Genomic DNA, 22,050 nt, shown 5'->3' with positions numbered 1-22,050 from the left:
ACTCTAACTCAGGGGGACAGGGGGAAGGGGGACAGGCACCTGACGGAGCCAGTCCCCTGCGGCATCCCCCCTCCCGGCCTCCCCCCGCTGGGGGGAGGAGCTATGCAATCGGCTCGCGGATCAAACAGGAAAGGGATCGTTACATGACCGCCTTTTTCCGCACATTCAAACTCCCGCTTGCCCTTTTGCTTATCGTAGGCCTGACCGTCTGCGCCTTCATCACCATCCGCCGCGCCAACAACGAGGTCCGCGCCGAGGCGCGCGCCCGCTTCTTCGAACAGTACAACCGCCAGCAGTACCTCGTCGCCGAACTCACGGCGCACTCCCTCGACGAAATGTTCGCCACCTTCAGCCGCAACCTCGAACTGGTCGCCGGCCTCTTCGACGGCAAAGAGGTCGACCGCGAACAGTCGCAACGGCTCAAGGTGCATCTGGAAAAGATCTACGGCTCGCTGCTCGGTACCCCCGTCATCGACCTGGTCGTCTTCGACAGCAAGGGGGTCGCCGTCGCCATAGAACCGCACGACAATTTCACCTTGGGGCGCAGCTATGCCTGGCGCGACTACTACCGCTGGGTGCGGGATCAGCGGCAGCCGGGGCGGATGTACATCTCGCCCTTCATGCCGTTGGCGGGGGGGCGGAAACGCGGGGTAAAGGAGTTGATCGTAGCTAGAGGGATCTACGGTCCGCGCGGCGAGTTCCACGGCGTGGTCGCCTGCACGCTCGATTTCGACAAGCTGGCCCGAAAGCACGTCCTCTCCGTCAAGATCGGCAAGCACGGCCAGGCCTGGCTCATGGACAGCACCACCAGGACCATCCTGGTCGACCCGAACGGCAGGATCGCGGGGCAGACCTTCGACGAGGCGCTGCGACGCAGATGGCCGCGCCTTTACGAGCTGCTCCTTTCGGCTGAGGACGGCAAACCCGGCAGCGGCTGGTACGAGTTCGAGGATCCGGCCGACCCGCGCCTGAAGGTCAGAAAGCTGGTCAGTTACCACCCGGTGCGCCTGGAAAACCGGCTCTGGACCGTGGGGGTGACCACGCCGGAAAGGGAGGTGGAAGCGCTCCTTTCCTCGTTCCTGCAGCGGCAGGAGGCCATTTCCACCACGCTCCTCGTCACCATAATCGGAGGGGCGGCATTCCTCATCGCGCTGCTTTATCACTGGAACCGCACGCTTACCGCACAGGTCGGCCTGCACACCCGCGCCTTGAGCGAGGCCCATTCGCGCCTGGAGGCGACCTTCGACGAACTGCTGGTCGCCAAGAAGGTGGCCGCCGTCGGGCATCTGGCGCTCGGGCTCGCCCACGAGATCCGCAACCCCCTTTCCGCCATCCAGATGAACATGCAGATGATCCGCAAGAAGATCGAGCCCACCGGGGTCCTCTGCGAGAACTTCTCCATTGCCGACGGGGAAATCCAGCGCCTGAACCGCCTGTTGAAAGACGTTCTGGATTTCGCGCGCCCACGCCCCCTGCGGCTGCAGACGGTCGACCTGGCCGAAATCGTGCGGCGCCTGCTGCAACTGGTCGACCAGCGACTGGCCCAGTACGGCGTTACCCCCACCACCGATATCGAGTCGCCTCTTGAGCTTGTCTGCGACCCCGAGCAAATCCACCAGGTGCTCTTGAACCTGGTGCTGAACGCGATGGAGGCGATGGATGGGGTCGCCGGTGACAGGACCCTCAAGGTCATCGCCTACCGCAAAGAGAGCCAGGCCTACATACTTGTGAGCGATTCCGGTAGGGGAATCGCCCCGGACAAGTGCGAGCAGCTTTTCGATCCCTTTTATACGACCAAGGTCTCCGGGGGAGGGCTCGGGTTGTCCATCCTGCAGACCATCGTCCTTTCCCATGGCGGGTCCGTTTCCGTTACGGGAGGGACCGGCACCGGCGCCACCTTTACCGTCACACTCCCCCTCGCGGGGCCTTCAGGTACTGGAGAAAAAACACCGTGAACACCATTTTGATAGCTGACGACGACATCGCTATCCGGCGCACGCTGGAGCTGCACCTGACCGAAGAGGGTTATTCGGTGGTGACGGCCGCGAACGGTCCCAATGCGGTCGAGGTTGCGCTGGAGAAGGAAATCGACCTGATGCTCCTCGATCTCAGGCTCTCGGGGATGGACGGTTTCGAGGTGCTGGGGCAGGTAAAGGAGCGCCGGCCCGAGCTTCCCGTCGTGATGATCACGGCGTACGACGACATGCAGACCGCCATCGAGGCGATACGCCTGGGCGCCATCGATCATTTGGGTAAGCCGGTCGACCTCGATCACCTGGACCAGGTCATCGCCAAGATCTTCGACATGAGCGCCCTGGCACGCAAGGGGGTCACCTTCTGCGACTCGGCTGATCCCCCTTTCGAGCAGAACATCATGGTCGGCCGCTCGCGCAGCATGAAGGAGGTCTACAAGACCATCGGCGCCGTGGCAGACTCGCGTGCCACCGTGCTGATCCAGGGGGAGAGCGGGACGGGGAAGGAGATGGTGGCGCGAGCGCTTCATTTCAACAGCTCTTTCAGAAACCGCCCCTTCATCGCGGTTGCCTGCGCCTCGCTCGCGCCGTCGCTTCTGGAGAGCGAGCTTTTCGGACACGAGCGTGGCGCCTTCACCGGAGCCCACCGGACCAAGCCGGGGAAGTTCGAACTGGCGCAGGGGGGGACGCTCTTTCTCGACGAGATCTCGGAGACGAGCCCGGAGATCCAGGTGAAGCTTCTGCGCTTTCTCCAGGAGAGGGAATTCGAACGAGTGGGGGGAGTGGAAACCCTGAAGGCGGACGTGCGGGTCATCGCCGCGAGCAACAAGGAACTCTCCGCGCTCGCCAATGCGGGGGAGTTCCGCAAGGACCTCTATTACCGCCTGAACGTGGTGACCCTTTTCCTTCCGCCTTTGCGCGAGCGCAGGGACGACATCCTGCTCCTGGTCAAGTTCTTCCTGGGGAAGATGCGCGAGGAGACCGGCAAGAGCGTGGAGCTCGTCACCCAGGAAACGCTGACCATGCTCCAGGAGCACTCCTGGCCGGGGAACGTGCGCGAGCTGGAGAACACCATCCGGCGCGCCGTGCTCCTCTCCCACGGCAACATCCTGCTTCCGGAATCCCTGCACCTGGAAGGAGAGAAGGAGCAGGAGCGGCTGGCGCTGACGATCAGGCCGTTGCACGAGGTCGAGCGCGAGCATATCGAGAACGTGCTGATCTATACGGGGTACGAGAAGAAGAGGGCCGCCGAGATTCTAGGCATCTCTCGGCCGACGCTGGATAGGAGGCTCAAGGAGTACGGGCTGGAGTAAACGAAGGGGGACAGGCACCTTGCGGAGCCAGTCCCCCTGGTTTCCACTCCCTCGACTGGAGGGGGGACCTTTTCAGTCTATTGCTACTTCGCCATCGCCTCAAGCCCAGGTGAGGCGCCGGCGGGAGCCGCCGCCTCGGCGGTCGCCGGCTCCCTCACCTTGCGCACGAGCGGCCACTTGTCGAAGAAGGTGTTCAGGAAAAGAAGCGTCATCAAAAGCGCGAACTGCCCGGCCAGAACCCCCAGCGGCGGGACCCCCAGCCCCAGGTCGTTGGCGCCGTAGGGGATCAGCTTGAAGGTCTTGATCCAGATAACGCCGTAGATGGTGCCGCCGCCGAACCAGATGGCGATGCGGCTGCAGACCCTGGCGGCGGTGTTCGGTACCAGCGCCGCGTTCGGGTAATCGTCGAACAGGTGATGCCAGGCCAGCATGAAGACGATCACCGAGAGCTCAAGCGCCGCCGCCACCACGTCCAGGGGCGCACCCGGCAGCAGGTTGAGCGGGGCCACGACGGCCTTGATCGCGGCAGGCATGATAGAGCCGGCGGCAAGGGCGATGGCGAAACCTATCAGCCCCATGAACGGTTGCTTCTTGGCGAAGAGCCGCATCGGGTACAGCTCGGCCCCTTCGACCGGCATGATGGCGAAGATCACGAAGGCCTGGCAGAAGGCTGCAAAGGCGGGCCAGCTGCCGAAGGGTGCGGTGACGATCTGGTGCTCGCCGATAGCAAGCTTCATGAAGCTGGGAACGATCAGCGCCATCCAGACGATCCAGGTCACCGCGGTCCCCATGGCCAGCGCTCCGAAGCCGTCCACAGGCTTCTCGGCCTTGCCGGCGAAGGGCCATTTCTGCAGCAGCGAAACCATGGGTATCTGGGCGATGATCACGGCGAGCGCATAGAAGTTGGACGCCTCCCACGCCTCGAAGGCGAGATGCACCTCCTCGAGGGACTGCGGGGTGAACATGATGGCGAGGCTGAAGGGGCGCCACCAGATCCCCAGGAAGCTGATGAGTGCCAGGAAGGCGGCTGCGCCGACGCACCAGGCGACCAGGGTGTAGTAGATGCCGGCCCAGGGCTGCTTCGTGGTGAGGGCGGTCTTGCCGTAGTTGCCAAGGACGATGGTGAACCAGATCCATGTGTTGATGACCATCCAGAAGAAGGTCCCGCGGGCAACCGCGCCGACGAGGTTGCCCGCGGATTTTGGATCCGCCGCGGCGAGACCCGGGCCTGCCAGGGCCGTATAGAGGGACTTGACGGTCAGCGACCAGGCGGGCCAGATGACGGCGGCGACGGCAAAACTGAGAGCCAGGGCTGCGCAGCCGGTAGCCAGCTGCCCTTTGAACAACCTCTTGGTGGTCTCCTGCTCCATGTTGAACCTCCTATTATTCGGATGAAGGGGATAAGAAATTTTCTTCTCCCAGCTCTCCTCCCCCCGGAGGGGGAGGGGACTTTTCTAGAAGAAGTAGAAAGCCGAGAACCGGTACACGTCCGCCGCGCCCTGGTCGGAGCTGCCGGGGGTGTTGTTGCCGTACTTGGTCTCAAGCTTCTGGTACTCGGCCGCGAGTCTTATGGCGGCGTTGATGTCGTAGCTTACGTTGGCGAACACCTGCGAGCTCGACTGCTGGTAATTCGCTACCCCGGCGTAGCTCGCCTGGTCGTACGCGGCTCTCTTGCCGTAGCCTGCGGTGAGCCCCAGATTCTGGGTCGGGTAGAACATCCCCTGGGCGAAGAGGCCGTACCCCTTGGCGCCGGTCCGGTCGTTGCTCGGCCCGACGAGGGAGGTGGCGGTCGCGTAGTTGAAGGACATGTTGCTGGCCTGATAGGCCTGCCCCTCGAAGCTCGCCGTCATGGCGCGGCTCTTGCCGTCCTTGGAGGCGAGGACGGGAACGAAGGTGTAGAAACCGTAGCCCCAGGAAGCGAGCTCCTTGCCGGTCGGCCCCGCGCTTTCGGTACCGTACAGGCCGAAGAAGCCGGCCTGCAGCGAGTTCATGGACAGTCCCCACAAACCGGGGGCGACACCCAGCGCCTTGGATACCAGCACCGCCTGCCCGGCGACATTGACCGCGCTCCCCCAGGTGTCGGTGGCCGAGCCGTTCTGCTGGTTCGTGTCCTGAACCGGGTTCTGGAGCGAGAGGCTCAGTTTCATGGTCTCGTCTTTTGTCAGCGGCACCTTCTGGGTGACCCTTATCTGGGCCACGCGCGGCTGTTGCGGATTCCCGGCCGTGGCGCCCAGGCCGAAGTCGAGCGTCGAGGAGTTGGCCATCCCGAAGTTGTCCCAGTACTGGCCGAAGAGGAGTTGTGTGTTCTCCCAGTCCATGGTGCCGTAGGCATGGCGCATCCTCATGTTGGCGGACTCGTTGCTGCCGCCGGAGCCGTAAAAGTCGGTCTCGATCACCGCGCCGGTCTTAGCCCCCTTGAAGGTGGGGCCGGCGACCTTGAACCACAGGCGCGACTGGCGCGCGGTGAAGATAGACTGGTCCTGCTGGTCCGCAACAGACCCTTTCTTGGGAATGCCGTTCGGCTGCAGGGTCGCGAGGGCGCCGTTACTGCCGAGGTTCACCGAGTTGTAGACGTAGTCCAGCTTGACGAAACCGCCCAGGGAGAGCTTGAACTTGCTGGTGACCGGCGAGGACATCTTCCCGTAGAGGCCAGGGGCCACTTCGCACGCCGGGTCAAAGTCGCAGTTGTAGGGTTCGGGAGCGTTGGGGGCGACTTCCTGGGCCGACGCGGTGGTTGCGAGCAGCGAGGCGGCGAGAATGAGAGATACCTTTTTGAGCATTGAAACCCTCCTTTTTATTGCAATGCAGTGGGTGGGAGCCGGAATCAGGCGGCCTGCTGCTGCACAAGCATGTTGCGCAGCTCGAAGCGTTTGATCTTGCCGGTGGCGGTCTTGGGCAGCTCGTCCATGAACTTTATCCAGCGGGGGTACTTGTAGAGCGCCAGGGATTTTTTCACGTATTGCTTCAGCTCCTCCTCCATGGACTCCGTGGGTTGGGGTTGGTTCAGTACCACGAACGCCATCGGCTTGATCAGGTTGTCCTCGTCGGGCGCCCCGATGACCGCGCATTCCAGTACGGCGGGATGCTCGATCAGGCAGGCCTCGACCTCGTTGGGGGAGACCCAGATGCCCCCCACCTTCAGCATGTCGTCGGAGCGGCCGGCGCAGTGGAAAAAGCCCTTCTCGTCGCAGACGTACTTGTCGCCGGTGTTGAGCCACTGCCCCATCATGGTCTCGGTGCTCTTGCCGTGCTTGTTCCAGTAGAAGGCGGCGGCGCTGTCCCCCTTGACCAGCAGCGTGCCGATCTCTCCGGCGGGGAGGTCGTGCATGTCCTCGCCGACGATGCGCGCCTCGTACCCCGGCACCACCTTTCCCGAACTGCCGGGGGCGATTTCGCCCGGCCTGTTGGAGATGAAGATGTGCGCCATCTCCGTGGAGCCGATGCCGTCGAGGATGTCCAGCTGGAAACGCGCCTTGAAGCGGTGCAGGTAGGCGGGGGGAAGCGCTTCCCCGGCCGAGACGCAGAGTCGCACTCCGCCCATGGCGCCTTCTTCTTCAAGCATCTGCCCGTAGAGGGTCGGCACGCCGAAGAAGAGGGTGGGGCGGTGGCGGCGCACCGTGGCGTAGACGTCCGCCGGGGTCGGCCGCGAAGGGAGGTAGACGGCGGTTGCGCCCACGCAGAAGGGGAAGTAGATCCCGTTGCCGAGGCCGTAGGCGAAGAAGAGTTTCGCCGCCGAGAAGAAGACGTCGTCCTCTTTGATGTCGAGCACCTTCTGCCCGTAGGTCTTCGCCGCGTACACCATGTCGTGCTGCAGGTGCACGGTCCCCTTGGGGGAGCCGGTGGAGCCGGAGCTGTAGAGCCAGAAGCAGGCGTCGTCGCGGCAGGTGGGGGCGGTCTCCAGCTGGTCGCTTTGGGCTGCCATAAGCTCCGCGAGGCTCAGGCAGCTCCCGGCGGCGGGGCCGTTGGCGACCACGATGTGCTTTAGAAACTGCAGGTTCTCGCTGATGGGGATGATCTGCTCCAAGAGCGGCCACTCGACCACCAAGACCCGGGCGCGCGAATCGTTCAGGTAGAACTGGAAGTCCTGGGAGCGGTTCATGGTGTTGAGGCAGACCGGGACCGCGCCGATCTTGATGGCGCCGAAGAACGCCTGCGGGTACACCTCTGTGTCGTGCAAAAGGAGCGCTACCCGCTCCTCCATCCGGACCTCCAGCCCTTTGAGCAGGTTCCCTATGCGGTTCATCCCAGACTGCATCTGGCTGTAGGTTAAGGAGCGCTCCTCGCAGAAGACGGCGATCTTTTCGCCGCGCCCCTCGCGGATGTTGCGGTCCACAAAGAAATCCGCGGCGTTGAATGTCTCGGGCAGATTCAGGTTGTAGGGCATGGGAAACCTCCTTGTTATGGCTGCGTGGGAATTATTTTGAAAAAGTAAAATAATGTTTTGCATGTCGCAGGCCAAAGAGGTGTAATGGTTTAATAAAATGAAATTTAGCTTGTAAGCTGCTGAAAATATGTAATCATGGTTTTGGCTGAAGTTTGTAACACCGTTGAAATCTGATGTTATTGGGGAAGCTTCGTGTAACGTTTTGAGGGGCCGTGTAAAAATCTGAAGGTGTGGCGGGACGCTGGAAACGGCGGGAGAGGGGGCAGGCGATGAACGAAGAACTTATGCAGTTGTATCGGGACCGGCTGACCACCGCGGACGAGGCGGTACGTCATCTCCAGTCGGGGTGGCGCGTCTTCCTCGGGTCGGGGTGCGCGGTACCGGGGGAGCTCGTCGCCGCGCTGGCCCGGCAGGCCGACCGGTTCCACGACGTGGAACTGATCCAGCTCCTCACCTTCGGTACCGGGCAGTACCTGGACGGCAAGGATGCCGGAAGGCTGCGGCACAACTCCTTTTTCATCAGTGAAAATATCCGCCAGGCGGTGTGCGACGGCCGCGCCGACTACACCCCCATCTTCCTGAGCGAGATCCCGGAACTGATCCGGTCGGGCCAGAGGGGGAACCAGGCGGCGCTGTTGCAGGTGTCGCCCCCGGACCGACACGGTTACTGCAGCATGGGGGTCAACGTGGACATCCAGCGGGCGGCGCTCGACCGGGCAAAGCTGGTGATCGCCGAGGTGAACCCGCGGATGCCGCGCACCTGCGGTGACAGCTACGTGCACCTAAGCCGCCTGGATCTGCTGGTGGAGACGGACCATCCGATTCTCGTCTCCGAGGCGAAGGCCCCCGACGAGGTGGAGCAGCAGATCGGGTACCACATCTCGCGGCTGGTGGAAAACGGGAGCTGCCTGCAGATGGGGATCGGCACCATACCGAGCACCGTGCTGCAATTCATAGCGGACAAGCGCGATCTGGGGATCCACAGCGAGATGTTCAGCGACGCCTTGATCCCTTTGATCGAGGGGGGGAACGTCACCAACCGGCTGAAGCGGGTGCATCCGGGGAAGACGGTGGCGAGCTTCGTCATCGGCAGCCGCAAGCTGTACGACTTCGTCGACGGCAACGTCGGCGTCGAGTTCCACCCCTCCGATTTCGTCAACGACCCCAGGGTCATCTCCATGAACGACAAGGTGGTGGCGATAAACTCGGCGCTGCAGGTCGACCTTACCGGGCAGATCTGCGCCGACAGCATCGGATACCAGTTCTACAGCGGCATCGGCGGCCAGGTTGACTTCGCGCGCGGCGCGGCCATGAGCCGGGGCGGAAAACCGATCATCGCCGTTCGCAGCACGGCCCGGGACGGGAGCATCAGCCGCATCGTGCACCGGATCGACGACGGCGCCGGCGTGGTCACGAGCCGCGGCGACGCCCATTACGTGGTCTCCGAGTACGGCATCGCCTACCTGCACGGCAAGACCATAAGGGAGCGCGCCTTGGCGCTTATCTCCATCGCCCACCCGGAGTACCGCCGGGAGTTGCTCGATTTCGTCAAGAAGAAGCATTACGTCTACGAGGACGAGCAGGTGTGGCGGCAGGCGCTGGACAAGTACCCGAGAAATCTGGAGGAGGATAGGTCCTTCGGAGGAATGACGATGCAGGTGAGGCCCCTGAAGGCGACCGACGAGCGGACGCTGCAGGAGTTCTTCTACAGCCTCGACGCGGAGACGGTCTACCACCGCTTCTTTGGGCCGAAGCTCCAGATGGCGCACCTGGAAGCGGCAAAGCAGGTCTGCGTCGACTATAGCGGCCGCATGGCGCTGGCAGCCTTCCGGCACGAGGACCAGGCCGAATGCATGGTGGCGGTGGCGCGCTACGAGGTGAACCCGCGCACTAACATGGCGGAGACGGCGGTGGTGGTGCACCAGGATTACCGCAGGAAAGGGCTCGCCGGCTACCTGCTGCGCCAGATGGAGCGCCACGCCAAAGAGCAGGGGATCGAGGGTTTCTGCGCCGAGATCCTCCCCGAGAACGCCGCGATGCTGCGTTACCACAGAGGCCTTGGGCACACCCTGGTGCATTCCCCGGAGACCGAGACCTATCATGTGGAATATCGTTTCTGAAGCTTCCTTTTAGGATGCAAAGCTGGAGCTTTGCACGCATTGGGTTCCCAAACTGGAGCTTGGGAACCAGGAATTTGCCCGCTTCATCCTGCGTCGGCGCTTCCACACGCCGCTTACCCCCTCGCTTTTCCCCTCCTGGCCCCCTCACAGGCCGCTTGCCCACGCTTTTCCCCTCCTCTCCCCCGGTTTTCATTCCTCACAAAAACTGTTTTATTTTTCCTTTCCTGAAAAGATATCCCCTTGACAGCTAAATAAGCATTGTGGTACTTATTTACCATAACAGGATTTGCCACCGGAAACGATTCGATAAAAAACCACTTTAAGCAAGGAGGAAGCTTTATGTCCAAGTCAGCGTATCGCTGGTCCATGACCGCCGTCGGTGAACCGATGCAAAAGGGTGAATTCGCCCCTACGCCGGGCGCGGGAGAAGTCGTCGTCGAGGTCGCCGGCTGCGGCGTCTGCCACACCGACCTTGGTTTCTATTACAGCGGCGTCCGCTTCAACCACCCGGCCCCGCTCACCCTCGGGCACGAGATCAGCGGCCGCGTAGTCGCTGCAGGCGAGGGGGCCGGCCAGTGGGTCGGCAAGGCGGTGCTGATTCCGGCGGTCATCCCCTGCGGCGAGTGCGACCTCTGCCTTTCCAGCCACGGCACCATCTGCCGCGCGCAGCAGATGCCGGGCAACGACATCCATGGCGGCTTCGCCTCGCACATCGTCGTTCCGGCTAAGACCCTTTGCCCGGTCGACGAGAAGCGCCTCGCCGCGGCAGGGCTTGAGCTTGCCGACATCTCGGTCGTGGCCGACGCGGTGACCACACCTTACCAGGCGGCGGTACAGGCCGAGGTCCAGCCGGGCGACGTCGCCATCGTGATCGGCGTGGGCGGGGTAGGCGGCTACGCGGTGCAGGTGGCCAATGCTCTCGGCGCCACCGTCATCGCCATCGACGTGGACCCGGTGAAGCTTGAAAACGTCGGCAAGCACGGCGCGGCCCTCACCCTCAACTCCCGCGAGATCGCCGGCAAGGAACTGAAGAAGGCGATCAACGATTTCGTGAAGACAAAGGGGTTGAAGCAGACCTGCTGGAAGATATTTGAGTGCTCCGGCAGCACCCCCGGCCAGGAGACCGCCTTCAGCCTCCTTACCTACGGGGCCACCCTCTCCGTCGTCGGCTTCACCATGGACAAGATCGAGCTGCGCCTCTCCAACCTGATGGCGTTCCACGCCAGGGCCCTTGGTAACTGGGGCTGCCTGACCGAACTATATCCGGCGGCACTCGACCTAGTGCTCGACGGCAAGGTCGCCCTGACGCCGTTCATCGAGAAGCACCCCCTGGACAGCATCAACCAGGTGTTTGCCTCCGCACATGCTCACAAGCTCACCAGGCGCGCCATCTTAGTGCCGGGCCTTTCCTAGGAGGACGCAATGAGCCAAGCAGCTACCCAAGCCCAGCAAACCGCCGCAGCTGATTCGCCGCTCAAGGTGTCGCTTGAGCGCGACGGCCGCCTTTTGAAACTGACCCTGGCCCGTCCCAAGGCCAACATCGTCGACGCGGCCATGATCGGGGCGCTCCTGCAGGCGCTGGACCAGCACCTGAAAGAACCCCACCTGAGGGGGGTGCTCCTCACCGCGGAGGGGCCGCATTTCAGCTTCGGCGCCAGCGTGGACGAGCATATGCCCGACTCCTGCGCCCAGATGCTGAAGTCGCTGCACGCGCTGGTGCTGAAGCTCGTCGAAAGCCCGGTCCCGGTGCTGGTCGCGGTGCGCGGCCAATGCCTCGGTGGCGGCCTCGAGGTCGTTGCCGCCTGCAACCTGATCTTCGCAGCACCCAACGCGCAGCTGGGGCAGCCTGAGATAAAGCTGGCCGTCTTCGCCCCGGCCGCCTCGTGCCTCTTACCTGAGCGGATCGGACAGGCCCAGGCGGAGGACCTCCTCTTCTCGGGACGCAGCGTGAGCGCGGAGGAGGCGCATCTCATGGGGCTCGTATCGGTGATCGCCGAGGACCCGGACCAGGCGGCACTGGAGTACTTCGACAAGCACCTCGCCCCGGTCTCCGCCAGCACCCTGCGTTACGCGGTGCGCGCGGCCCGGCAGGACACGGCTCTTCGTATCAGGGCCAAGATCTCCTTCGTCGAGAAGCTCTACCTCGACGAGATGATGAAGACTCACGACTCGGTGGAAGGTCTCACCGCCTTCATCGAAAAGCGGCAGCCCACCTGGCAGGACCGCTAGTCTCACGAACTCGTCTCCCGACCCCGGGAGTAAGGGGGGCTGCCGTTTTGTCACCTGCGCGGCAGCCCCCCAGAGTCCAACCTTTAGATTAAACAGGGGGACACATGAGCAGCTTTCTCAACTTCAACGGACGCACCGCGGTGGTCACCGGCGGCGCGCGCGGCCTGGGCCTTGCCATCACCCGCGCGCTTTTAAGGCACGGGGCCCGCGTGCACGTCTTCGACGTGGCGCCGGGCGAGGGGGCGGAGGACTACCAGTTCCACAAGGTGGACATCACCGACCCGGCGAGCGTGGCTGCCGCGGTCGCCGCCATTCCTGAGCCGGTGACCCTCCTGGTGAACAACGCGGGGATCACCCGCGACCGCAGCGTCTTCAAGATGTCCGACGACGAGTGGAGCTCCGTCTTGGGCGTGAACCTCACCGGCGCCTTCAACATGGCGCGGGCTCTCGCCCCCGGGATGAGGGACGCAGGCTACGGTCGCATCGTCAACATCACCTCGATAAACGGCATCCGCGGCAAGTTCGGCCAGGCCAACTACTCCGCCTCCAAGGCCGGGTTGATCGGGCTCACCAAGACGCTCGCCCGCGAGCTGGGACCCAAAGGGGTAACGGTGAATGCGGTGGCGCCGGGTATGGTCCTGACCGAGATGGCGCTGGCGCTTCCAGAGGAGATCCTGGACCGGGCCAGAAACGAGTGCCTGCTCCCGGAGCTCGCCAAACCCGAGGACATCGCCAACGCGGTCACCTTCCTTCTCTCCGATGCGGCGGGGAAGATCACCGGCGAGGTGATCCGGGTCGATTCCGGCCAGTACATCTGACGAAAAAGTAGCCTGTCCCCCTTTACGGGGCACGGCCGAAATATGGAGGTTGCAATGCGAGAAGCGGTTATCGTCGATGCGGTGCGGACGCCGGTGGGGAAATTCGGAGGCGCGCTGAAGGACGTCCGCCCGGACGACCTGGCGGCACTATGCATCACGGAGCTGGTGCAGCGGAACAAGCTCGACCCCGGGCTCATCGAGGACGTGGTGCTTGGCTGCACCAACCAGGCAGGGGAGGACAACCGCAACGTGGCGCGCATGGCGGCGCTCCTGGCGGGACTCCCGCACTCGGTGGCGGGGCACACCATCAACCGCCTCTGCGGCTCGGGGTTGAACGCCATCAACAGCGCGGTCCAGGCCATCAAGGTGGGGGAGGGAAAGATCTTCATCGCCGGGGGGACCGAGTCCATGACCCGTGCACCCTTCGTCTTCGCCAAGGCCGATTCCCCCTTCTCGCGTGACATCAAGGTGTTCGATTCCACCATCGGGTGGCGCTTCACCAACCCCCGGATGACCGAGCCCTACGCCAAGGAGGGGATGGGGGACACCGCCGAGAACGTGGCGCGCAGCTACGGCATCACCCGCGAGCAGCAGGACGAGTTCGCGCTGGCGACCCAGAGGAAATGGGGCGAGGCCCAGGCCGCGGGGAAGTTCGAGGACGAGCTGGTTCCGGTCGTCATCCCGCAGAAGAAGGGGGACCCGAAGGTCGTGGACCGGGACGAGTTCCCGCGCCCGGACGTGACGCTGGAGCAGCTCGCCAAACTTTCCCCCGCCTTCAAGAAGGACGGCAGCGTCACCGCGGGTAATTCCAGCGGCATCAACGACGGCGCCGCCGCCGTGCTCCTCATGGAAGGGGAGCTTGCCAGAGAGCTCGGCTACCGGCCGCTCGCGCGCGTTCTCTCCAGCGCCGTCGCCGGCTGCGACCCCTCGTTCATGGGGCTTGGCCCGGTTCCGGCCATCAGGAAGGCCCTGGAACGGGCGGGGCTGACCATCGGCGACATCGACCTCTTCGAACTGAACGAGGCCTTCGCGGCGCAGGCCATACCCTGCATGAGCGAGCTGGGGATCGACCCGGCCAAGGTGAACGTGAACGGGGGCTCCATCGCCATCGGCCATCCTCTCGGCTCGACCGGCGCACGCATCACCGCGACGCTCGTGCACGAGATGCGGCGGCGCAACGCCCGCTACGGCGTGATCTCGCTCTGCATAGGCCTTGGGCAGGGGATCGCCACCGTGGTGGAACGGGTCTGAAACGGATGTAAGGGGGAGAAACCATGCCGGCCACCGAAGAGAAACCCCTCAGGATCGATTTCCACGTGCACCTCGCCACGTACGACGGTTTCCTGCACCCGTGGGTGGTGGATTGGATGCGGATTGCCCACCCCGTGGGGTACGAGGAGTACGTGGCCCGCTACAGCGATCCGGGCGCCTTCGAGGCGCTGCTTCAAGAGGAAGGGGTCGACTACGCCTGCATCCTCGCCGAGCTGACCCCCGTCACCACCGGCATCTGCAGCAACGACTCGGTGCGCGATTTCTGCCGCGGCAGGAGGAGTCTGATCCCTTTTTGCGACATAAACCCCTATCTGCATACCGACCTTGCCGCGGAGCTGCGCCGCAAGGTCGAAAGCGAAGGGTTCAGGGGCATAAAGCTCTACCCAAGCTACCAGCACTACTACCTGAACGACCCGAGGATGTACCCCCTGTACCGGGCTGCTGAGGAACTCGGCATCCCCGTACTGATCCATACCGGTTCCTCGGTCTTCAAGGGAACCAGGCTGAAATACGCCAACCCCCTGCACCTGGATGACGTGGCCGTCGACTTCCCCTCGTTGAACCTGGTCATGGCCCATTCGGGGCGCGGTTTCTGGTATGACCGCGCCTTCTTCTTATCCAAGCTGCATCCAAACGTCTACATGGAGCTTTCGGGGCTTCCCCCCGCGAAGCTCATGACCTACTTCCCCGAACTGGCGCGCAACACGGAAAAAACCATTTTCGGCAGCGACTGGCCCGGCATGCCGCGCATCCGGCAAAACATGGACGCCATAGCAGGGCTGCCCCTGCCGCCGGAAGGTGTTGCGGCGATACTGGGCGGCAACGCGGCAAGGCTTTTGAACCTGGGGTGACGCCGCCTCGCGGCAAAGGAGGAGATCGTGTCACTCATCGACGCTTACGGCAGACGCATCAATTACCTCCGGCTCTCCGTGACCGACCGTTGCAACCTCCGCTGCAGCTACTGCATGCCGGCCCAGGGGGTGAAGCTCCTTCCCCAGGGCCGAGTGCTCTCCTACGAGGAGCTCCTGCGGGTCGCGAAGCAAGCGGTCGCCGTCGGGATCGAGAAGATCCGGGTGACCGGCGGCGAGCCCCTGGTGAGAAAGGGGATCATCCCCTTCCTTAAGCGGCTGGCGCTGATACCGGGGCTTGAAGAGCTGGTTTTGACCACCAACGGCACGCTCCTGCAGGGAATGGCCCGGGAGCTGAAGAATGCCGGCGTGCAGCGGCTGAACATCAGCCTCGACTCCCTCAATCCGGAGACCTTCGCCCGGATCACCCGCGGCGGCGACCTGAAGGCGGCGCTCGGGGGGATTGAGGCGGCAGAGCGGGCCGGTTTCCCGCCGCACAAGATAAACGTGGTGCTGATGCGCGGGGTGAACGACCACGAGATCCTCGATTTCGTGCGGCTCACCCTGGAGCGCCCCTACGCGGTGAGGTTCATCGAGTACATGCCCACCTGCCAGGCGGCCGACTGGCGCTCTCTCTGCATTTCGGGGAGCGAGGTGCTGGAGCGGATCGCGGAGCGTTTCCTGATCGAGAAGCTGGAGCAAAACGAGCGCTCGGGACCGGCCAAGAACTTCAGGGTCCAGGGTGCTGTCGGCTCGCTCGGGGTCATCACCCCGATGACCGGCCACTTCTGCGACGCCTGCAACCGGCTCAGGGTGACCGCCACCGGCGTGGCCAAGGGGTGCCTGTTGTCCGGGAAAGGGGTGGATCTGAGACCGCTTCTGGCCTCGGGCGACGACGCCTCGCTGCGTGACGGGATCCGCCGCATCGTCCACGACAAGCCAGGCCGGCACCGGTTCGACGAGGAAGCCGGCTCCGTAGCGCCCTTCGTCATGGCGGGGGTAGGGGGATAGGATGGCTTCTGTTTATCGCTACGAAAAAGGGGCTGTTACCGCAGCCGAGCGGGAGGTGGTGGCCGAGGTCCCCGTGGTCCTGCATGTGAACGGCAGGGAGCTTGCCACCCTGATCGCCTCCCCCCACGAGCTCCGTTTCCTGGTTGCCGGGTTTCTCAGGCTGCAGGGGCTCGTGGACCGGGTCGAGGATTTCAACGCACTCTCGGTCTGCGACGATCACGGCATCGCCAGCGCCCAGGTCAAGAAGGAGCTCCCGGAAAAGCTGAAGCCCGTCCTTACCTCCGGCTGCGGCACCGGCATCAGTTTCTCCATCCCCAGGGTCGATGCCGCGCAGAGCGCCGCAGAATCCGGTAAAACCTACACCCCCGCCGCCGTCTTCTCCATGATGGACGGGCTGGCCCGGAAGGCGCAGGGGTACCAGACCCACGGCGGCATGCACTCGGCCGCGGTAGGCGATGGCGACGTCCTGCTCTATTCGGAGGATCTCGGGCGCCACAACACCATCGACCGCATCGCCGGAGAAGCGCTTTTAAAGGGGATCGACCTCTCCGGGATGATGCTGGTCACCTCTGGTCGCGTCTCCACCGAACTGGTCGCCAAGGCGGCTCTTTTGGGGATCGCGGTGGTAGCCTCGCGCACTTCACCCACCGGGACCGCCGTGAAAATGGCCGAGGAAGCGGGGATCACCATGATCGGCTACGTGCGGGCGGACCGCTTCGATGTCTACAGCCATCCGGAACGGCTCGAACTTGCCGGCGCAGGTAGCTGACCCCGCCGGTGTCGTAACGTGTTGACGGAAACAGTGGAACTCGTGTATACAAAAGGCTCTTAATGGCATCAAGGTCAGATCGTTTCCAGCGCTCCCCCTCCGTCGACGGGCCCGCGCGCCGTAGCGCTTCGTTCCGCGAAGGAGTGAGGGGCAGGGGAGTGTACGGGGACAGGCACCTTGCGGAGCCAGTCCCCTGGGTCAGGGAAGGAAGAAAGAGAAGGCGCTTATGGTGCAGTTCGCTGACATAACGGGGATGGAAGGGACTACCGGCTGCGGTGACGCTTCGGGCATCGTGAGGCTGGACGCCGATCTCGGCATCACCTACCTCGACGCGGCCGCCGCTGACCTGATAGGGATCCCTGCGGAGAGCCTTTTGGGGCGCGGGCTCGACGAGGTGGCGGATCTCTCCGAGCTCAGCACCCTGATGAGAAGCGGCACCGTCTTCAACAACCAGGTGCTGCAGGTGGGGAAGAGGCGCCTGGTCTGCGACTTTCTCCCGACCATGGAGTCGGACCAGCTGGTGGGGGGGATTTTGTCCGTCCTGCGGCTCCTTCCGGAACAACTCCCCGATCCCTCCATCGATTTGAGAGCCCTGTTGCAGTCGGGAAGCGCCTCCCTCGATCTCAACTACGACGGCATCGTCATTGTGGACCGGGAAGGGCTGGTGGTCATGGTGAATCAGGCCTTCGCCGACATCCTCGACACCACCCCCAACGCCATCATCGGCAAGCACGTCAGCGACGCCTACCCCAATTCCCAGTCCTCGAAGCTGCCGGCGGTCATGGAAACCGCCACCCCCCAGATCGGCATCACCCACTATCTGAACGGCAAGCAGGTCTATGCCTCGCTCTATCCCATCATCAAGGACGGCCAGGTGATCGGGGGGGCAGGCAAGATCCTGTTCAAGGACATCCGCGAGATCACGCTGATCGCCAACCGGCTGCAGGGCGCCTCCGAGACGCGCGCGGCGGCCGGAAACGTGGCGCGCAAGGAATCGATGTCGCGCTACGACGTGAACAGCATCGTCGGGCAGAGCAAGCAGATGCAGGACCTGAAAGAGTCCCTGCTGCGGGTGGCTTCCAAGAACTCGAACATCCTCCTCCTGGGGGAGAGCGGGACCGGGAAGGAGCTTTTCGCCCACGCCATCCACGCCGCCAGCAACCGCCGCTACGCCCAGTTCGTCAAGGTCAACTGCGCCGCCATTCCGGAACATCTGCTGGAAAGCGAGCTCTTCGGCTATGCCGAGGGGGCCTTCACCGGTGCGAGGAAAGGGGGACAGCTGGGGAAATTCGAGCAGGCGCATCTGGGGACCATCTTCCTGGACGAGATAGGCGACATGCCGCTGTACATGCAGGCGAAGATGCTGCGGGTTCTGCAGGAGAGGGAGCTGACACCTCTGGGGAGCAACGCGCCCAAGACGGTCGACGTGAGGGTGGTCGCCGCCACCAACAGCAACCTCGAGGCCCTGGTGCGGGAGGGGAAGTTCCGGCAGGACCTCTACTATCGCCTCAAGGTGGTGACGCTCTGCATCCCTGCGCTCAGGGAGCGCAAGGAGGACATCCGCGCCCTCAGCATAAATTTCATCCAGCAGTTCAACGAGGAGTTCGGGCTGGAGGTCCAGGGGCTGAGCCTGGAGGCCCGCGACGTGGTCATGCACTACGACTGGCCGGGGAACGTGAGGGAGCTGCGCAACGTGATCGAGAGCGCCTTCAACGTGGTGAGCGGTCCGCTCATCCTCAAGGAGCACCTCCCGGACCAACTCTCCAGGATGCTCCGTGACGGCAGCTCCGGCATCCCGCATGACATCGGCCCCTACCTGCGCGCGAGGCTTGGGAGCAAGTCCCTTCCGGCCATCGTCGAGGAGTTCGAAAAGCTGCTGGTGCAGGCCGCCATCGAGTTTTGCAACGGCAACAAGCTGCAGGCCGCCGATCTGCTCGGCATCTCCCGTCAGTGGCTCTACAAGAAGCTGCAAAAGAAGCATAACGACGACTCTTCCGGCCACTGAGTCCCGGCTTCATTCGCCTTATGGCTCCACTCCCAGAACTTACCTTCGCGGCATCTCCCAGGCTCTGCCTCACTCAAAGGGGACAGGCACCTGGCGGAGCCAGTCCCCTTGAAGCTCCCCTCTCAAGCTAGAACGGCGCCCTCACCCCAACCCTCTCCCCGAAGGAGAGGGGGCATGGACGCAGCCTTCTGCCATCAGAACTTGAAGCAATTTCACTGAAACTGTAACCCATGTCCCCGAACACATGTAACCCTTGACGAATCCTCCCCTTGCCCTTAGGAAGTTGCTGTGGGGGTGGGGCTTGTCTCCCCTCGCCCTTTGGGAGAGGGGACGGGGGGAGAGGGATGCTGTGGCTGTACAAACCCCGTTATTTCTCTTTGCAGATATTGCAGATCTTCCGATTTAATCCCCCCCTTTGGCGAAGCGCCATTTCCCACTCGCAATAACACATTTTCTTCGCTGTAAACAAATCGAATACAGGAGCAAGGTGCTGTTTACAATTGCAAGTATGCGAAATTACGTGACGGTAAAACAGGTGTCGCCTGTTGGTGTCAACAATCGTTTACAGGAGGGGCCGCCTGTGGCTCGGGTGTTTTGTTGTTTCGTCGAACATTGTTTTGCTGAATTTACGCGCCTTTGCCAGTTTTATTTTTGTTTAATTTGGGAAAACGGGAATTTGGTATCCAAGTTGCTATTAACCTCCCCCAGAAGCAGCCTGCAGGCCAGGCCGCGCACAACAACCACAAACAGGAGGAAGCACCCGTGAATACTATCGCCCTTGCAAAAAGCAACTTCGAACAGGAATACCGGCAAAAACTCTGCTCGGCTGCCGAAGCTGCCACCATTGTCAGATCGGGAGATCACCTCTGCTTTCCACTGGGCGTAGGCGAGCCGACCTTGTTCGTCAAGGCGCTCGCGGCACGAAAGCGTGAGCTCGAAGGCGTGGTGGTGAACCAGCAGCATCATCTCTGCCCCGACTACTTCACCGAGGACTCCACCCCGCACATCAAGGTCAACGCGTGGTTCACAAGCCACGTCTCGCGCGAGGCGGTGCAGAAGGGTTGGGCGGACTTCGTCCCCAACCACTTCCACGAAGTGCCCAAGTTGCTGCGCGAGTACTGGCCGGTCGACGTCGCCGGGACCGTCGTCTCCCCGATGGACGAGTACGGCTACTTCACCTGCAGCCTTTCGGTCGGCTACACCATGGAGGCGGTGAAGAAGGCGGAGAAGGTGGTGGTGCAGGTCAATCCCCACGCGCCGCGCACCCACGGCAACTGTCACATCCACATCTCCGAGGTGGACCACATCATCGAATGCCATGAGCCGCTGAAGGAACTGGAAATCCCCAAGATCTCCCCTATCGAGGAGGCCATCGGCGCTTACCTGGCCGAGATGGTTCCCGACGGCTCCTGCCTGCAGCTTGGCTGGGGCGGCATCCCCAACGCGGTCACCCGCGCGCTCATGACGAAGAAGGACCTCGGCGTCCACACCGAACTCATGTCCGACGGGATCGTGGACCTGATGCTGTCCGGCGCCGTCAACAACTCCAGGAAGACCATCCACCGCGGCAAGGCGTTGGCGACCTTTGCGCTCGGGACCAAGCGCCTTTTCGACTTCATGCACGAGAACCCGATGATCGAGATGCACCCGGTCGACTACGTGAACGATCCGGCCGTCATCGGGAGCATCGACAACGTGGTCGCCATCAACGCCACCATCCAGGTCGACCTCTTGGGGCAGTGCTGTTCCGAATCCTTCGGGCACCTGCAGTGGAGCGGGACCGGCGGGCAGGCGGACTTCGCCCGAGGCGCCAACAGGTCGCGCGGCGGCAAGGCCTTCATCACCACCGCCTCCACCGCGAAAAACGGCACCATCTCCTGCATCGTGCCGACGCTCACCCCGGGTGCGTCGATCACCACCAGCAAGAACGATGTCGACCACGTGGTGACCGAGTTCGGCGTGGCCAAGCTCAGGGGGCAGACGGCGAAGCAGCGCGCCATGAACCTGATCAACGTGGCGCACCCCGACTTCCGCGGCGAGCTGATGGAAGCCGCGCGTAGGATGAATAGGATTTAGCTGGGGAAAGGGAGGTTTTGTAGGGAAGCAGGCGCCTTTCAGTTCCCCCTCCACCTGCGGGAGGGGGGCAGGGGGTGGGGGAGGGCGTCTTTTTGGTTGGATGGTTCTTCGTGGCAGCGTCACCCACCCCCTAGCCCCCTCCCGTCAAGGGAGGGGGAACTGAGGAGGAGATGAGAGCGGTTGAGGGGGCAGAGAGCCCCCTCTCAACCTGCAGCGGTTTTTGCGGCCCTGCCGGGGGGACTTTCCTCCGCCGCACCTTCGCCTGTGGCCCTGGTGTTCTTCAGCACCGTGGCCAGGGTGACGGTGTCGAGGATGGCGCGGGTAACGGTGTCGATCTCGCTGGTCACGCTGTGCAGCTCAGAGACCACCGGCTCCGCCGCTTTGTTCCAGTGGGGGAGGTCGAGTTCGCTCTCCAGCGTTTCGAAGAGCTGGATGATGTCCAGCAAGGTGGTGCGGTTGACGTTGCCGGCGAAGCGGTAGCCGCCCCCTACGCCGCGCATCGCCTGGACTACTCCCTGGTGCACGAGGTTGCGCATCACCTTGGCCAGGTGGTGCGAGGAAATGCCGTACTTGTCGGCGATGTCCGAGGTGGAAAGCTGCCGCTCCGGGTCTCTGGCCAGTTCCAGGACGGAGATAAGCGCGAAAAGGCTTGCCTTGTTTAGCTTCATGATCGTCTCGCTCCAATAAAGGCGCCCGTGGCGCCGTCAGTCGATTCGTTTTTCCAGCTCGACGTAGCGCCCGGTCCGCAACCCCATGCCGCGGAAGAAGGAAAGGGTGAGCTTGTTGTCGATGTCCACCATGGTGCGCACCGTGTCGACGCCGGCCTTTTTCAGGCGCTCGCAGATCTCGGTGAACATCCTGGTGCCGATCCCCCCTTCACGGGTGGTATGGGACACCCTGAGGGCGAATACCCAGCCGCAGGGGGGGGAGCCGAACTCCCAGGCGCGGACCTCGCCGATGATGAAGCCGAGCAGGGACTTCCCTTCCTGCGCGACCAGAAAGACCCGGTCCGGACGTCCAGTCACCACGTAATGCTGGAAGATGCCCTGCCAGTACCCCGTCTTGTCCTCGTTGGGCGTCCGGTCCAAGGCGATGATGGCTTCCAAGTCGCTCGGGATGGCGTCCCTGATGGTTATCTTGCTCATGTCTCGACTCGCTCGCGGTTTCGCCGCGCGCCGCAAGGCGCTCCTCCCCTGGAAGGGAGGCGGCTCGACCCCTTTTGGGATTGGTCC

Annotated in this window: 17 protein-coding genes; 12 read left to right on the top strand and 5 right to left on the bottom strand. The window is 63.2% G+C overall.

Annotated elements, in window-relative coordinates; all coding sequences use genetic code 11:
• The first annotated feature begins 143 nt into the window (after nt 1-143).
• Complete coding sequence (locus K419_RS0101400) at nt 144-1,955, top strand: sensor histidine kinase (protein WP_026839991.1); 1,812 nt, start codon at nt 144-146, stop codon at nt 1,953-1,955.
• Nucleotides 1,952-3,286 (top strand): sigma-54-dependent transcriptional regulator, encoded by a 1,335-nt coding sequence (locus tag K419_RS0101395; RefSeq protein WP_026839990.1) that lies wholly within the window; start codon nt 1,952-1,954, stop codon nt 3,284-3,286. Before K419_RS0101400 ends, K419_RS0101395 begins: the two co-directional genes overlap by 4 nt.
• A gap of 83 nt (nt 3,287-3,369) precedes the next feature.
• Here the strand turns inward: K419_RS0101395 and K419_RS0101390 are convergent, their stop codons facing one another.
• The 3 genes from K419_RS0101390 to K419_RS0101380 form a co-directional block, all read right to left on the bottom strand.
• Nucleotides 3,370-4,656 (bottom strand): hypothetical protein, encoded by a 1,287-nt coding sequence (locus K419_RS0101390; RefSeq protein WP_026839989.1) that lies wholly within the window; start codon nt 4,654-4,656, stop codon nt 3,370-3,372.
• An 84-nt stretch (nt 4,657-4,740) separates the two neighbouring features.
• Nucleotides 4,741-6,066 (bottom strand): DcaP family trimeric outer membrane transporter, encoded by a 1,326-nt coding sequence (locus tag K419_RS0101385; RefSeq protein ID WP_026839988.1) that lies wholly within the window; start codon nt 6,064-6,066, stop codon nt 4,741-4,743.
• Between the two features lie 44 nt (nt 6,067-6,110).
• Entirely contained in the window at nt 6,111-7,670 is a 1,560-nt protein-coding gene (locus tag K419_RS0101380; RefSeq protein WP_026839987.1) for a benzoate-CoA ligase family protein, read from the bottom strand.
• 269 nt (nt 7,671-7,939) lie between these two features.
• On the opposite strand from K419_RS0101380, the gene K419_RS0101375 reads away from it, so the two are divergent.
• From K419_RS0101375 to K419_RS0101330, 10 genes are all read left to right on the top strand, one after another.
• The gene (locus tag K419_RS0101375) at nt 7,940-9,790 is read left to right on the top strand and encodes a bifunctional acetyl-CoA hydrolase/transferase family protein/GNAT family N-acetyltransferase (protein WP_026839986.1); all 1,851 of its coding nucleotides are present in this window, start codon (nt 7,940-7,942) and stop codon (nt 9,788-9,790) included.
• Nucleotides 9,791-10,129: 339 nt separating this feature from the next.
• Entirely contained in the window at nt 10,130-11,203 is a 1,074-nt protein-coding gene (had, locus tag K419_RS0101370; protein WP_026839985.1) for a 6-hydroxycyclohex-1-ene-1-carbonyl-CoA dehydrogenase, read from the top strand.
• Nucleotides 11,204-11,212: 9 nt separating this feature from the next.
• Entirely contained in the window at nt 11,213-12,019 is an 807-nt protein-coding gene (locus K419_RS0101365; RefSeq protein ID WP_051292817.1) for a cyclohexa-1,5-dienecarbonyl-CoA hydratase, read from the top strand.
• Nucleotides 12,020-12,123: 104 nt separating this feature from the next.
• Nucleotides 12,124-12,837 (top strand): 3-oxoacyl-ACP reductase FabG, encoded by a 714-nt coding sequence (gene fabG / locus K419_RS0101360; protein ID WP_026839983.1) that lies wholly within the window; start codon nt 12,124-12,126, stop codon nt 12,835-12,837.
• A gap of 54 nt (nt 12,838-12,891) precedes the next feature.
• Nucleotides 12,892-14,088 (top strand): thiolase family protein, encoded by a 1,197-nt coding sequence (locus K419_RS0101355; protein WP_026839982.1) that lies wholly within the window; start codon nt 12,892-12,894, stop codon nt 14,086-14,088.
• A 23-nt stretch (nt 14,089-14,111) separates the two neighbouring features.
• Nucleotides 14,112-14,960 carry an amidohydrolase family protein gene (locus tag K419_RS0101350; protein WP_026839981.1) on the top strand — a complete coding sequence of 283 codons (849 nt, stop codon included), beginning with the start codon at nt 14,112-14,114 and terminating at the stop codon, nt 14,958-14,960.
• A gap of 27 nt (nt 14,961-14,987) precedes the next feature.
• Entirely contained in the window at nt 14,988-15,968 is a 981-nt protein-coding gene (gene moaA, locus K419_RS0101345; RefSeq protein ID WP_026839980.1) for a GTP 3',8-cyclase MoaA, read from the top strand.
• Between the two features lies 1 nt (nt 15,969).
• Complete coding sequence (gene fdhD / locus K419_RS0101340) at nt 15,970-16,737, top strand: formate dehydrogenase accessory sulfurtransferase FdhD (protein ID WP_026839979.1); 768 nt, start codon at nt 15,970-15,972, stop codon at nt 16,735-16,737.
• 226 nt (nt 16,738-16,963) lie between these two features.
• On the top strand, nt 16,964-18,742 hold the full coding sequence (locus K419_RS0101335) for a sigma-54-dependent Fis family transcriptional regulator (protein WP_026839978.1): 1,779 nt from the start codon (nt 16,964-16,966) through the stop codon (nt 18,740-18,742).
• A 762-nt stretch (nt 18,743-19,504) separates the two neighbouring features.
• Nucleotides 19,505-20,818, top strand: a complete 1,314-nt coding sequence (locus tag K419_RS0101330) for an acetyl-CoA hydrolase/transferase family protein (RefSeq protein WP_026839977.1) — start codon at nt 19,505-19,507, stop codon at nt 20,816-20,818.
• Between the two features lie 203 nt (nt 20,819-21,021).
• On the opposite strand, the gene K419_RS0101325 is transcribed toward K419_RS0101330, so the two are convergent.
• Both K419_RS0101325 and K419_RS0101320 read right to left on the bottom strand, forming a co-directional pair.
• Nucleotides 21,022-21,486: an Rrf2 family transcriptional regulator gene (locus K419_RS0101325; protein ID WP_026839976.1), complete on the bottom strand. Its 465-nt coding sequence runs from the start codon at nt 21,484-21,486 to the stop codon at nt 21,022-21,024.
• Nucleotides 21,487-21,522: 36 nt separating this feature from the next.
• The gene (locus K419_RS0101320) at nt 21,523-21,963 is read right to left on the bottom strand and encodes a GNAT family N-acetyltransferase (protein WP_026839975.1); all 441 of its coding nucleotides are present in this window, start codon (nt 21,961-21,963) and stop codon (nt 21,523-21,525) included.
• Nucleotides 21,964-22,050: the final 87 nt, after the last annotated feature.

The organism is Citrifermentans bremense R1 (assembly GCF_000426865.1).
Classification (GTDB): Bacteria; Desulfobacterota; Desulfuromonadia; order Geobacterales; family Geobacteraceae; genus Geomonas; species Geomonas bremensis.
The sequence above is the reverse complement of the archived record's forward strand: the minus strand, read 5'-3'. Positions and strand labels throughout refer to the sequence as shown.

Excerpts from the sequence above, each read along its gene's own strand:
- had (WP_026839985.1), top strand. The coding sequence starts at position 10,130 with ATGTCCAAGTCAGCGTATCGCTGGTCCATGACCGCCGTCGGTGAACCG.
- K419_RS0101350 (WP_026839981.1), top strand. The coding sequence starts at position 14,112 with ATGCCGGCCACCGAAGAGAAACCCCTCAGGATCGATTTCCACGTGCAC.
- K419_RS0101325 (WP_026839976.1), bottom strand. The coding sequence starts at position 21,486 with ATGAAGCTAAACAAGGCAAGCCTTTTCGCGCTTATCTCCGTCCTGGAA.
- K419_RS0101365 (WP_051292817.1), top strand. The coding sequence starts at position 11,213 with ATGAGCCAAGCAGCTACCCAAGCCCAGCAAACCGCCGCAGCTGATTCG.
- K419_RS0101390 (WP_026839989.1), bottom strand. The coding sequence starts at position 4,656 with ATGGAGCAGGAGACCACCAAGAGGTTGTTCAAAGGGCAGCTGGCTACC.
- K419_RS0101355 (WP_026839982.1), top strand. The coding sequence starts at position 12,892 with ATGCGAGAAGCGGTTATCGTCGATGCGGTGCGGACGCCGGTGGGGAAA.
- fabG (WP_026839983.1), top strand. The coding sequence starts at position 12,124 with ATGAGCAGCTTTCTCAACTTCAACGGACGCACCGCGGTGGTCACCGGC.
- K419_RS0101385 (WP_026839988.1), bottom strand. The coding sequence starts at position 6,066 with ATGCTCAAAAAGGTATCTCTCATTCTCGCCGCCTCGCTGCTCGCAACC.
- K419_RS0101375 (WP_026839986.1), top strand. The coding sequence starts at position 7,940 with ATGAACGAAGAACTTATGCAGTTGTATCGGGACCGGCTGACCACCGCG.
- K419_RS0101320 (WP_026839975.1), bottom strand. The coding sequence starts at position 21,963 with ATGAGCAAGATAACCATCAGGGACGCCATCCCGAGCGACTTGGAAGCC.
- fdhD (WP_026839979.1), top strand. The coding sequence starts at position 15,970 with ATGGCTTCTGTTTATCGCTACGAAAAAGGGGCTGTTACCGCAGCCGAG.
- K419_RS0101380 (WP_026839987.1), bottom strand. The coding sequence starts at position 7,670 with ATGCCCTACAACCTGAATCTGCCCGAGACATTCAACGCCGCGGATTTC.
- K419_RS0101335 (WP_026839978.1), top strand. The coding sequence starts at position 16,964 with ATGGTGCAGTTCGCTGACATAACGGGGATGGAAGGGACTACCGGCTGC.
- K419_RS0101400 (WP_026839991.1), top strand. The coding sequence starts at position 144 with ATGACCGCCTTTTTCCGCACATTCAAACTCCCGCTTGCCCTTTTGCTT.